We start from the raw sequence: 11,519 nt of genomic DNA, 5'->3' as shown, positions 1-11,519 counted from the left end.
CGGTGCCGGATCCGACGCGGGTTCGGCTGAAGGCTCCCGTCGAGGGCGAGGTGCCAAGCCCGATCAATCCGCCGAGCGGATGCGCGTTTCATCCGCGCTGCCCACTCGCGGTCGAGCGTTGTCGCATCGAAGTGCCGCCATTGGTGCCAATGGCCGACGGTCGGGTCGTGGCCTGTCATGTGCGCGCCCCGGCGACAGAAGTTAACCGGCTGAGCAGGCGATCATCTGTTGCTCATGTGGTCAGCCACATGATCCAATCCTAAAGATATCAGAAAACGCAAGTACAGCGACAGTCAAATGTTGCTTGCAACAAAATAGGAAATCACATGAATTCGCCCGACGATAATACTCGCCCATCGGTCCAGCAGGACGATGGCATTGATACGGTCGGCTCAATCGAAACGAACGTTGCAGACGGCTTCACGATGGCGGCAGTCGGCGACCTTCTCTTGGCGCGGCCCGTAACAAAAGGACATCATCCAGGCTTGGCTGATGTCCTCAGGATCTTTCATGAGGCCGACGTCACTTTCGGCAACCTGGAAACCAACATCTTGGATGTTCAGTCTAAAGGATGCCCGCAGGCTGAGTGTGCTGCGTATTGCGTCAGCGCCCCGGAGCTGGGGCCGGACTTAAAAGCGATGGGCTTCAATATGGTTAGTCGCGCGAACAATCATACACTGGACTGGGGCCTTGAAGGCATGCGTGAAACAAGTCGCGCGCTTGATGAGAACGGTATTGTCCATGCAGGCGCAGGCGAAAATCTCGCACAAGCCGGCGCGGCTCGCTTCCTGGAAACTGCCCGGGGTCGGGCGGCCTTGGTATCATTCGCTGCATCGTTCAAGCCGATGGCTCGCGCCTGCAACGCCGCTGGGGAGGCGCCAGGCAGAGCAGGGCTCAACGCCCTTCGCTTGACGAAGAGCATTGTAGTCCCGCCGGCGATTTTCGAGAGCTTGAGACGGCTACGTGATATGTTGCCAGGTTTCAAGCCCAGTAAACAAGAAAGGAGCTGCGTCGTACTCGAATTTGAGATGAAATTTGAAATGGGCGAGAAAGCCGGCTACTGCTTCGACGCAGACCCGCGCGATGTTGCCGATATTCTACGAAACGTTCGTCGAGGTAAGCAGTTCTCGGACTTCTGCATCGTCACGAACCACGGGCACCAGCCCGGCGAATGGAGCCAGGAATCTCCCGACTACGAACAATCGTTTGCTCGCAAACTCATTGATAGTGGAGCGGACGCATACGTTGTACACGGACCGCATCAGTTGCGAGGCATTGAGATCTACAAGGGGCGGCCTATCTTTTATAGCTTGGGTAATTTCTTCTGTGAAGACCTCCGGACCCCCGCAGGAGCTGACTTATTCGACGCATACGGCAAAGACCCACGCGTTCACACGGACGCCGAGTTGACGGTCGACGAGGTGGCAATAGGATACCCGACGTTGGAAGGAATTGTAGCGCCACTCTCCGACGCCGTGTACTATGAGAGCGTCGTCGCCGTCAGCCGCTTCGAACAGAACCAGCTTGCCGAATTGAGGCTCTATCCAATTGAGCTCGGTCGCTTGAAGAGATTTGCCAATCGAGGAGTGCCGCGTCTCGCTGCCGCACCGCAAGCAAGAGTTATTCTGGAGCGGCTGCAAAAGCTCTCGGAGCCATTTGGAACCCAAATCGCCATCGAGAACGACGTTGGCGTGATAAGCCTGAAGCCCGACGCATCGATATGAGGCGTCTCGCAGACGGGATTGGCAGCCCGATCCAAGTCGCGATGCAATTTAGATTAGCAGGGTGCTGAAAAAGGGCTCGCGACAGCCGAGTGAATCGTGCGCGGCGGGGGCGAGCGGTCTGGCGAGTTGTTCAGATCCTAGGAGGAGGTGGATAGCGACCGGCGCGGTGGCAACGTGAGGTCGCCAAAACATCTTACGTTGGAGTTGAGCCGCTCGAAATGGCTGATCACGTCGCTGTTGCCGGGTGGCGGAGAGAGATATCGAAGCACATGGGTGACGGCGGGCGACGTCGCTATCGCAGTGACGTTTCTGTTCCTGATGATCCATGCGGTGACGGGCGAGCTCTGCTCGGCCCCCGCTCCACGCCGGAGATGAGGGCGCAGCTCTATCGGCAAATGGGCTCCACAAACCGCTTGTCATGCAGATCGCCATGTTCTTCGGTGGATTGCTCCATCGCAACCTAGGTTTCGACGTGTTCAGCCAGAGGTCTGTGGCCGACCCGTTTTTGAGCCGTTACCCTACAGCTTGAACTGATCTTCGTCTCATGGGCGGTTGCGAATGCCGTGCCCTTCGGGTGGTACTCGGCTGTACGTCGTAAATCGGCAATTGATCAGGTTGTTGGCATCGTGGCGGTGGCCACGATGCCACCCCTCATTTGTCATGGCGGTCTCTTCTGCCGTTTTTATCGAGGTCGTCTTCGAATCGGTGCGATCAAGTATGCTTCGAAATGCGAAACTATCCAGTCGTGCTGGACAGCGTGCTTGTCACTAGCGTCCTTGTTGTCGCCGCGACGACACTCTCCGATCTGGTCGCTGCAGCGCTCGATCCACGAACCCGCGAGAATTTTTAGGATGGCGAGCATCGAAGAATCCACTGCAAAGCCAATCAGGCAGCGGGCCTCAGCGCCTTCGCACCCCCGCGTTGCCCTTGCGCAAACGCCGTCTGGGCGTGCTTGGTGCGGGGCTTGTAGTGCTTTTGGTGGCCAGCGTGCTTTTTGCTCCGCCGTCATCACGCATGAGCCGACCCGCATTATGGTCGGGCGGCGTCTGGCAGGCGCTTCAATGGATCTTTTTTGGGCACGGATCAGCTCGGTCGCGACACGTTTTCGCGAGTCATCATGGGCGGTCGCATCCCGCCCCTCATCTCATTCGCCTCGCTCGAGAGTGCGCTGGCACTCGGTGCCGCATCGCAGGTTCGGGCCGCCTTGGCTGGACAATGTGCTCCTTCTTGTCTTCGACACGATTCGCTCCATTCCGAGCATCATCTTCGCGATGGCGATGATCGCGCTTCTCGGGCCCAGTCTGGCCACTTTCATTTCTATCCTCGCAATAGAGTCGGTGCCGATCTTCGCGCGTGTAGTCCGTAACCAGACACTGGCCCTGCGTAACAGTGAGTACATTGCCGCGGAGCGCAGCATGGGGCGCGAGCACGACCCATCCTCGGCGTTCACGTGGCTCCTAACGTGATCGGAGCGCCTCTAATTCTCGTCAGTATGGACATTCCGTTCGTCATCGCCGTAGCAGCAGGTCTAAGCTTTTTGGAATCGGCGTACCCCCACCCACGCCCGATTGGAGAGCGACTCTTTACGACGGCTATACGTACATCCAGCACACAGTCTGGCTGTAATCGCTGGCAGCATCCGATCGTCCTAGCCACGCTCGGCTTCACACTGCTAGGTGGGGCGCAGCGCGATATATTCGATTCAAGCTGCGGAAAGACCTATGAGACACGATGATTCGACGTCGCACGTGTCCAGCATTTCGCTTCTCGGCATCCGTGGGCTTAATCTCGATTTCGGAACTCCATACGGCCGCGTTGATGCGCTACGCAACGTTTCGCTCAACGCTCCAGCCTTACAGGTGGTTGGCACACCCGCGCGCTGCTTGAATGCAATCCAGGCGGATCAGAAAAAGGACGCCCACTTTGCCGACCACTCCCGGCGAGGTGCCCAACCTTCTAGGGGTCCAAGAAGGATGCATCTTCCGGTACTCAACCGGATTTTCTTGCATACAGCGATCGAATGCCGAAGGGCACCGCTGACGGCGTATCGGCCTCGAGCACAGCGCGATGCCATCTGCTCAGTGAAGAACAGAAGGTATCAGTATGAGCGCGCTGCGCCGCGTCCAGGATCTCTGCGTTCTTCCGCACCATGGGCCCACTGAAGGCGCTTGCCACGGGGTACGAAGCGTCCTTTCGTCGACAGCGGTATCTGCGGCGTGTCCTTCGAAATCCGCAAGGGCGAGACCCTTGGATTGTGGGCGAAAGCGCCTCGGGCAAGTCCACAGTTGCGCGCGCGATCATGGGGTTGAGAGCGGCAGCATTCGCTTCGAGGGAGAGGAACTCACTGGACTGAGCGTGGCCGAACGTAAGCCGTATCTGTGGCGCATGACAATGATGTTCCAGGATCCCATCGGCTCGCTTTCGCCACGGCTGACCGTACAATCGCTCCTGTCGGAGCCTTTCCGCATCCATGGATTAAGCGATCGCGATGCCGGAGCCGAAACGGAACGTCTTGCCGACGGATCTTGCTCGTGGCCACCCCCATCAGCTTTCCGGCGGGCAGGCCAGACGCGTGGGCGTCGCGCGTGCCATTGCGCTCAATCCGGATCTGATCATTGCCGCCGAGCCGACGGCTGGCCACCGGTTACCGTGGCGCTTCGATGGCGTGGTGGTGCCAGAAGGACGACAGCTTATTGAGCTGCAACTCCCCCCAGTTGTCGAGTGCAAGAATGTTCTATTACGATCGCTTTTTCGGTAGCGCCACCTCCGCTCGTGCGGGAAGGTGAGAGGCTTCTGACTGTCCTTGTTCGCCCAGAGTCGGAAATGGTGAGATCGACCAACTAATTAAGTCGACAGCACGCTCAAGTATCGCCTCTGTCTGAGCAAGGCTGGATGAAGCGGCAACGACATGCCCGATGCGGTCTCGGTGATCGCCTTTCCTGACGATCGGCATCTTGGGCTCAACATACAACGCGACCTCGGCGACATCTGGCACAGCAGCCGCCTGACAGTCGCCGGTGATCCAATCCAGGATGCCATCGCGATCAGGCACCAGAAACCGCGCGCCCGCGGCATGCGAATGCCTTCTGTTCAAATTCCATTTCTCGCCGATAACAAGCTCAATGTGCGCCGTGATGAGATCGACACCGTAAGCCAGCTGAACCAGCCGAGGATTGGGCCCACCCGCAAGACGCGGATTGACTTCAATGACGACTGGCCCACGCTTCGTCCACCGGAATTCAACGGACCATGGCCCCCAGCCAAGCCCGAGAGCTTGCGAACAGCTCAGCGAAACATTGGCGACACGCTCATGCTCCTCATCAGTCAGCGGGGCCGGATGGGTGTACCCACGAAAGACGAAATGCGGTGGGAGGCCGAATTCAGCGGCACAAATCCCAATGAGTTCATTTCCCATCATGTCAGCACTATAGTGTGGGCCTTGTGCGAATTCTTCGACCAGTATCCTCGGCGAAGACCGCCATATATGCTTCCCGCCCAATAGGTAGCTCGTATGTTCGGCTAACTCATCAACGCTGCGGCACAGTCGGACACCGATACTGCCGCTGCCTACGGCTGGCTTTACAATCACCGGCAGGCCGATCTCCGCGGCAGAGCTTTCCACGTCTGTTGCACTCGCCGCCACGCGATAAGCAGGTATTGGAACGTCGGCCTCTGCAAGGAGCTGACGTTGAACGAATTTGTCGCAGCATCGCTCAATCGATCCGGGGTTCGGTCCCGGTAGATCGAAATGCCGGCAGAGCTTGCCAACTGTCGTATAGATCGACTCGTCGTCGCCCGCAAAGCCAGTAATGCCCGCAATGTCATAGGTCGCACGTAGCCGGGAACATTCGCGGATCAGCGCATCGAAATTGTCTGTATCGACACGGATTGCCTCAAGCCTTTCCGCCGCAAGATAGTCGTACTGAGTTGGCTCGGCCGACAGAGTAATCGGATGAAGACCAAGACGCTGGGCCGCTTGGACGTATAGCAGACCATTAACCCTATGACCTTCAACCAGGATGAGCGCTTTTCTTGCCATTGGCGTCAACTTCCCTTGCGTGCTTTGCGGCGGTACGATCGTAAACAGGCATCAACTGCTTTAGCCGTGCCTGGCCTCAAACTTTGCGCTCAACCTACTATTCTCAGCGATTTGCGCTCGCAAAGATTCTATAAATTTGGTTGAAGGATCTGTTTCAACGCCTTGATTACCGGCCGCTGGCACGAAGTCCGGCGACCAGGGTTGCGATCTTCAAGGTACGCCAGTTTGACAGTCAATGATCCTGCTTGTTGAGATGCGCTAAAGAATCAGAGACGCTCCCCGATGGAAGCCAATTTCGGCCCGAAAAATCACCCTTTGAGACTGGCCTCCAAATGGGTCCATCATATCGACGCTGGATTTTTCCGACGGCGGAGGGCGCCAGCCATCTCCAAACGCGATGGCACCGTCCGGGACTTTATCGCGATGGCACCGTCCGGGACTTTATATAGGCGAACTCAAGGCCAAGTGGCGCATAGTTGGCGCGTAGGGGGATCGAACTGCATCCGCCGCGAACGCCATCCGGAAAGAATCGAGCGAATTGAAGTGCAGAGTCAAAGACGTCCTCCTCGCGCCTGGCAATGGCGCATTTTTCTATGACGACCAGGCTGCTATTAGGACCGGCACAATCCAGGACGGCTTAATCTAGGTCGGCGAGCCGATAACGCCCGGCTTCACGTCCATTCGCGTTCTTGATCGGAATGGAAGAAGCGCTCGCGTAACCAATCATCCAGGCGCGCCGTGTTGCGCGCGTATCCAAATCTGGAAAGCCGCTTGGCACCCACCAATCGTGCAGCCGCAACATCGCCACCACCTCGTCAGCCTGAAGCATTTCCGCGCCCTGCATCGTTCGCGACGATGCAGGTGCGCTGAGATATCGGTCGTCCATCTCTCCTCGTTGACAGAGGGGTCAGTTCTAAGCTTCGTTAGGGGGTCAGTTTCTCACTTCGCCGCCAAATTTAAAACGCGCAACGCTGTACCGGCCGTCGACACTGACGGGCACCTCGCCCTCGATGGTCGCACGGCTGGCGACGCGGCGCTGGTCGCCGTAATCCCTAGTCGCACAATGCATCGTGGCTCGGTTGTCCCAGATAGCAACATCACCCTGCTTCCACTTCCAGCGCACCGTGTTTTCCTGCGCTGTGACATGAGACTCAAATAGATCGAACAGCCTCTCGCCGTCGTATTTCGAGACGCCAACGAAATGTGCTACATAAGAGCCGAGCACCAGCGTGCGCTCGCCGGTCTCGGGGTGGACGCGTACGACGGGATGCTTGGTCTCGATCCTCGGTCCGGTAAGGGGCTCCGCATAAGGCCTCTTAGAAGCTCCGGGAAAGCTGTGAACAGCCCAGAGGTCGTCGGCAAGCCGTTGGAGGGGCAGCGGCAAGTCGAGATATGCGGCCGCAGTGTTTGACCACACCGTGTCGCCGCCGACTGGTGGGATCACAACGCCTCGCAGCATCGAAATCTTGGGATAGGCATCCATGCAGGACCAATCGATGTGCCAAATGTCAGAATGGGTTCCTCCTGCGGAATCAACCTCGAGGATCGGCATCGTTCCCTCTGGATATGGCGATAGCTTCCCGAAACGAAGAGCAAAGCGCTCCTGCTCGGCGTCGTCGAGATGACCCTGGTCGCGGAAGAAGATGACCTTGTGCTCAAGCACCAGACCGTTTATCGCAGCGATGGCCTGGTCCGGCAAATCGGCCGACAGCTTGATGTTCCTGATTTCAGCGCCGATGCGCGCTGTGCATTTAACGACATCCGTACGTGGAATGACTTTATCGATCAAGTCTATTTCACTCATGGTGGCATTCTCCAAAGTTGCGGCCTTTTTCACCGTGCAAAGCTATCCTACTGTGACAAGGTGGGTAGTGTTACCATGTCTCCATTTGCCACCGCGCCTACCTCTCCTAGTGGGTTGATCCCGAGCGAGATCGGCGCGACGTCTCTGCTGAAAGATCGCCTTGCCGCCGAACTCTAGCGTGCATTCGCGCCTGTGACAGGGGGCAAATGGAGTCGATGTTGATGGCACCGCCGCGTGACGGCAGTGATCGCCGTATGATGCAAGGCGACTTCCAGGTCGGCCCGGCGCTGGCGCTCCTCGGCGCCAGCCGTTGTCGAACCAGGCCTCCAGTTCTTCCTCGAGTGCGCGTACGGCCGCGAGAGGGCGCCGTTCCACCGGCGCTTGAGTTCGTGAGCAACCGACGATTCTCAAGTCGACCGTGTCCACACGCGCTCTGGTTGCCTCATATCGCGCCTGTTCGAGCGCCAACTCGATCTGGCGCTGTTTCTCGCCTGACTGATGCTCGCGCTGCGCGATCGCCTGGATGGCAGCTTTGCGGATTCCGACCCGAAGCCGGCCACCATTCCATCAAAAGCCGGCCGGTTTTCGGCACTGAATATTACCTCCCGGGTCAGCAAGTTTGACATCCAATGCTCCGCGATAAACGGGAAGATTTTGGTACCGGCAAAGAGAAGGCTGATCATGAGACAATTGAGACAAATGCTGCGTCTTGCTGGAAGCGGGACGAACTCGCGCGAGATTGCGGTAGTATTGGGACAGCGCGCAGTATTGTGCAGGGTAATCTGCAGCGCGCAGCGGCGGTTGGATTCAGCTGGCCCTTGCAGGGGGAGCTGGCCGACGATGCGCTTGAGCACAAGCTCTTCAGTCGCAATGGCGCCAAGGAGGGCACGGGCGACTAGGGACAAATAGAAAGCCGAGAACGCCATGCGTTTCGCCCAGTCCTGCATTCTGGGGGATACCCTCCGGCGAAGGCCGCCTTGCGAGAGGACGGCACGGTAGCGAGGCTGCGCTCTTAAGGTCGCCCTTACGAGCGAAGTTAGCAGCACAGCATGAGCCATGTGACGTTATTGACCGGGCCTGAGCGTCGTCGTCGTTGGCGTGAAGAGGATCAGTGCCGGATACTGGCCGCGGCATTCGCGCCCGGGGCCACAGTGGCGGCGGTAGCGCGTCAGTACGATGTCGCGACCAGCCTGATCTATAAGTGGCGCCGCACGGTGAGAGCCCGCGAGACGGGCTTTGCCGAAGTTGTCGTGGCTCCCGATGAGCCTGTCGCCGTTTCGCGGCCGGCGGCATCCCCAGCGGTGATCGAGCTGGAGGTCGCCGGCAAGGTGCGGCTGCGGATTCCGCTGACCACGCCGCCAACACTGGCGGCAGCGATGGTGAAGGCGCTGGGCGTTTCATGATCCCGGTTCCGAGCCAGGTGCGGATCTGGTTGGCGGCCGGCCGGACCGATATGCGTCGCGGGATGCAAGGCCTCGCTCTGCAGGTTCAGGAGACGCTGGGCCGGGACCCGCATGCCGGCGATATTTATGTCTTCCGCGGCCGCAGCGGGCAGTTCGTTTCATAATGCATCCCCTTGTCAGAGTCCGGGCAGTCGGACGACTTTATCGTATTGATATTGCTCGTAGAACTTCGGTCGACGAGCGACGATACCTTGCACCCCTATGCGCACCGCTTCTGAAGCGAGTGCTTCAACCGGGACCAGCCAGGGCGAACCGGGCAGAATCTGTTTCGCCGGCAGGATGCCCTTGAGAGCCAAGCTTTTCGCGGACCCGACGCAGATGCCAAGCCGTTCGGCGGCTTTCATCAGACTGATCATTTCGCCATCAGCCTTGGCTGGATCGTATCCGGGTATGCCGAGCCGCTCGCGCATTTCGCGCACGCGCACCGTCGTCCAGGTCTCGCCATCGCCGGTCTTGCAGCGCATCCGGTTGAGCGATACGGCAAGCTCGCGATCTGGCCAGTGTCCGGCGAGTTTGCGCAGTGCTTCGACGGCGCTCGGCGCCATATCTGGACAACGGCCGGTCTTGACGCGGGCAACACGCACCTCGGTGTGACGCCCGCCGGTCCAATGGATCAGCAGCACGGCTTCGTTGGTCGCCTCATCGAGATCACATACGATCTCCTGAACCAGGATATGGATAAGGCGCTGCTTGGTCCGAGTGTCGGTTGAGGGTGCGTTCCATACCGCCGGTAGATCATGGGCAAGCTGAAGCAAACGGGCGCGATCGACCTTTGGGCGTGTCGCCGACAGAGCCGACAGCTCCGCGATCCGGCGCTCCAGTGTGGCCACGCGGTCCAACGCATCGTTCCAGCGAGCCTCGAGTTCGCGTGCGACATGGCGCTTGGCGGGGTCGACCAGTTCGTAACGACGCCCGGCCAGCGAGGCATCGTATCGGGCTGCTTCCAGCTCCCGCTCGACGGCGGCAACGATGTCCTTTCGCGAACGCTCGGCCTGCTCCGAAGCAAAGATCGCGGCTTCCACGGCACGATCGGAGACGGCTTCTAGGATCTGCAGGGCGACGGCGCGATCAATCCGCAGACCGCCAATGCCGATGCACAGGCCAGCGCCGACATGGGCATCATCGCCGCGGCACTGGTAGCGATGGGCGTTGCCTTTCGCCATGCCATAGAAGACGCGCATCATTCGTCCGCATCGCCCACAACGCATCAATCCCGTGAGCAGGGCGCGGCCTCCACGTGCAGATTTGCGCGCGCAGTTCTTCTTCATATGCGCGTTCTCGAGCAGGAGCTTCTGATTCTCCTCGTATTCCTGCCAGCTGATGTAACCAGGATGATTGTCACGCAACAACACATGCCATTCGTCGCGAGACTTCCTGAAGCCGCTGGCCTTACGGGCGCGCCCCTCGACAATCCGTGTCCGCTGCGCCGTTCTGCCGAATGCGTAGGCGCCGCCATAAAGCGGATTGTGAAGAATCTGCATGACACTGTGGTAGGCGGGAGGCTTCCAGACGAGTTTGCAAACCTCGACATTGCGCCGGACCACGGGCATTTTAATGTCTGCCGATCGCAGCCATAAGAAGACCTGCCGCGCGCTGCCCAACTCGCGGAACTTCGCGAAGACCAGCCGGATGGTGTCGGCCACGTGCTCGTCAGGATCGATCTCGACCTTATCGGCCTCGCTCCAGCAGAAGCCTGGCGGAAGCATGAAGCGGAACTCCCCACGCTTGGCCTTGGAGTCACGGGCGGCGATGCCGCGCTGTCGCATCAGGCTCAGTTCGTATTCCGACATCGTTCCCTTCAGCCCAAGCAGCAGGCGGTCGTTGACGAGCCGCGGATCGTATGCGCCATCCGGATCGACGACCAGCGTGCCGGCCAGCGCGCACAAGTCAATCAGATGATGCCAGTCCCGTCCGTTACGCGCCAGTCGTGACGCCTCGATGCAATAGACCGCACCGACATCGCCGGAGCAGACCATGGCGACAAGCCGCTCAAAGCCGGGTCGCTGCATCAGGCCGGACCCCGAGCGGCCAAGATCGTCGTCGATCACCGTCACCGATGCAAAGCCGACCGCTTCTGCGGCTCCCGCCAGGTCATACTGCCGGCGCTGACTTTCCAGATTGCCCGTCACTTGCGACATGGTCGATTGACGAACGTAAACTACCGCCGAGCGGGCGAGGTGATCAGGCGTGATCTTCGGGTTCATCACCGCCTCCCTGATCCGCTTCGGCCGCCAGCGCTTCCAGCAGAAGGTCGGCCAATGTCTCGACCAGTCCCTTTGTGTTTTTGCCCACTGGCGGATGAGGAATTTGACGCTCCAGCTGCAGGATGAGCTGCGCGCGATTGTGATATCGGCTTCTTCGCACCGTCCCTCTCCTTCTTCCTTGAAGGGCGGGATTGTGCGCCTTGCTTGCGATTCGCGCCGAGCGCCGTCAGGACGATCGTCAACTCATTGAGACCCTCGATGCCGATTTCGGGTCGCCCGAGCGTC

General features: G+C 59.2%; 11 protein-coding genes and 2 pseudogenes. 7 read left to right on the top strand and 6 right to left on the bottom strand.

Going from position 1 to position 11,519, the window contains the following annotated elements; all coding sequences use genetic code 11:
• From NKI79_RS25480 to NKI79_RS25465, 4 genes are all read left to right on the top strand, one after another.
• A partial coding sequence (locus tag NKI79_RS25480) for an oligopeptide/dipeptide ABC transporter ATP-binding protein (RefSeq protein WP_352805477.1) occupies positions 1-263 on the top strand: 263 nt, incomplete at its 5' end.
• Positions 264-326: 63 nt separating this feature from the next.
• The gene (locus NKI79_RS25475; protein ID WP_352805474.1) at positions 327-1,724 is read left to right on the top strand and encodes a CapA family protein; all 1,398 of its coding nucleotides are present in this window, start codon (positions 327-329) and stop codon (positions 1,722-1,724) included.
• A 1,061-nt stretch (positions 1,725-2,785) separates the two neighbouring features.
• On the top strand, positions 2,786-3,190 hold the full coding sequence (locus NKI79_RS25470; protein ID WP_352805471.1) for an ABC transporter permease subunit: 405 nt from the start codon (positions 2,786-2,788) through the stop codon (positions 3,188-3,190).
• A 1,022-nt stretch (positions 3,191-4,212) separates the two neighbouring features.
• Positions 4,213-4,482 carry an ATP-binding cassette domain-containing protein gene (locus tag NKI79_RS25465; protein ID WP_352805468.1) on the top strand — a complete coding sequence of 90 codons (270 nt, stop codon included), beginning with the start codon at positions 4,213-4,215 and terminating at the stop codon, positions 4,480-4,482.
• Here the strand turns inward: NKI79_RS25465 and NKI79_RS25460 are convergent.
• Positions 4,462-5,763, bottom strand: coding sequence for an ATP-grasp domain-containing protein (locus NKI79_RS25460; RefSeq protein ID WP_352805466.1), 1,302 nt, complete (start codon positions 5,761-5,763; stop codon positions 4,462-4,464). The two genes, NKI79_RS25465 and NKI79_RS25460, sit on opposite strands and share 21 nt — an antisense overlap.
• A gap of 538 nt (positions 5,764-6,301) precedes the next feature.
• On the opposite strand from NKI79_RS25460, the pseudogene NKI79_RS25455 reads away from it, so the two are divergent.
• Positions 6,302-6,406 (top strand): annotated as a pseudogene (locus tag NKI79_RS25455) (hypothetical protein); the annotation flags it as partial.
• Between the two features lie 49 nt (positions 6,407-6,455).
• Here the strand turns inward: NKI79_RS25455 and NKI79_RS25450 are convergent.
• From NKI79_RS25450 to NKI79_RS25440, 3 genes and pseudogenes are all read right to left on the bottom strand, one after another.
• A pseudogene (locus NKI79_RS25450) lies at positions 6,456-6,649 on the bottom strand (IS21 family transposase); the annotation flags it as partial.
• 45 nt (positions 6,650-6,694) lie between these two features.
• Positions 6,695-7,567, bottom strand: a complete 873-nt coding sequence (locus NKI79_RS25445) for a TauD/TfdA dioxygenase family protein (RefSeq protein WP_352805463.1) — start codon at positions 7,565-7,567, stop codon at positions 6,695-6,697.
• A gap of 407 nt (positions 7,568-7,974) precedes the next feature.
• A complete protein-coding gene (locus tag NKI79_RS25440; protein ID WP_352805461.1) occupies positions 7,975-8,514 on the bottom strand; it encodes a hypothetical protein in 540 nt (179 codons plus the stop codon).
• 102 nt (positions 8,515-8,616) lie between these two features.
• On the opposite strand from NKI79_RS25440, the gene tnpA reads away from it, so the two are divergent.
• Positions 8,617-8,970 carry an IS66-like element accessory protein TnpA gene (tnpA, locus tag NKI79_RS25435; protein WP_031239744.1) on the top strand — a complete coding sequence of 118 codons (354 nt, stop codon included), beginning with the start codon at positions 8,617-8,619 and terminating at the stop codon, positions 8,968-8,970.
• Positions 8,967-9,134 (top strand): IS66 family insertion sequence element accessory protein TnpB, encoded by a 168-nt coding sequence (gene tnpB, locus NKI79_RS25430; protein ID WP_352805458.1) that lies wholly within the window; start codon positions 8,967-8,969, stop codon positions 9,132-9,134. Before tnpA ends, tnpB begins: the two co-directional genes overlap by 4 nt.
• Before the next feature lie 12 nt (positions 9,135-9,146).
• Here tnpB and NKI79_RS25425 read toward each other — a convergent pair whose 3' ends face one another.
• Both NKI79_RS25425 and NKI79_RS25420 read right to left on the bottom strand, forming a co-directional pair.
• Positions 9,147-11,234 carry a recombinase family protein gene (locus NKI79_RS25425; protein ID WP_352805455.1) on the bottom strand — a complete coding sequence of 696 codons (2,088 nt, stop codon included), beginning with the start codon at positions 11,232-11,234 and terminating at the stop codon, positions 9,147-9,149.
• Positions 11,212-11,394: a hypothetical protein gene (locus NKI79_RS25420; RefSeq protein ID WP_031203903.1), complete on the bottom strand. Its 183-nt coding sequence runs from the start codon at positions 11,392-11,394 to the stop codon at positions 11,212-11,214. The genes NKI79_RS25425 and NKI79_RS25420 overlap by 23 nt, the downstream gene beginning before the upstream one ends.
• Between the last annotated feature and the right edge of the window lie 125 nt (positions 11,395-11,519).

It is taken from the genome of Mesorhizobium sp. M0340 (assembly GCF_040321535.1).
Taxonomy (GTDB): Bacteria; Pseudomonadota; Alphaproteobacteria; order Rhizobiales; family Rhizobiaceae; genus Mesorhizobium.
This window is presented reverse-complemented; position numbering and strand designations above follow the sequence as displayed.

Excerpts from the sequence above, each read along its gene's own strand:
- tnpB (WP_352805458.1), top strand. The coding sequence starts at position 8,967 with ATGATCCCGGTTCCGAGCCAGGTGCGGATCTGGTTGGCGGCCGGCCGG.
- NKI79_RS25445 (WP_352805463.1), bottom strand. The coding sequence starts at position 7,567 with ATGAGTGAAATAGACTTGATCGATAAAGTCATTCCACGTACGGATGTC.
- NKI79_RS25470 (WP_352805471.1), top strand. The coding sequence starts at position 2,786 with ATGGATCTTTTTTGGGCACGGATCAGCTCGGTCGCGACACGTTTTCGC.
- NKI79_RS25440 (WP_352805461.1), bottom strand. The coding sequence starts at position 8,514 with ATGCAGGACTGGGCGAAACGCATGGCGTTCTCGGCTTTCTATTTGTCC.
- tnpA (WP_031239744.1), top strand. The coding sequence starts at position 8,617 with ATGAGCCATGTGACGTTATTGACCGGGCCTGAGCGTCGTCGTCGTTGG.
- NKI79_RS25475 (WP_352805474.1), top strand. The coding sequence starts at position 327 with ATGAATTCGCCCGACGATAATACTCGCCCATCGGTCCAGCAGGACGAT.
- NKI79_RS25425 (WP_352805455.1), bottom strand. The coding sequence starts at position 11,234 with ATGAACCCGAAGATCACGCCTGATCACCTCGCCCGCTCGGCGGTAGTT.
- NKI79_RS25460 (WP_352805466.1), bottom strand. The coding sequence starts at position 5,763 with ATGGCAAGAAAAGCGCTCATCCTGGTTGAAGGTCATAGGGTTAATGGT.
- NKI79_RS25465 (WP_352805468.1), top strand. The coding sequence starts at position 4,213 with ATGCCGGAGCCGAAACGGAACGTCTTGCCGACGGATCTTGCTCGTGGC.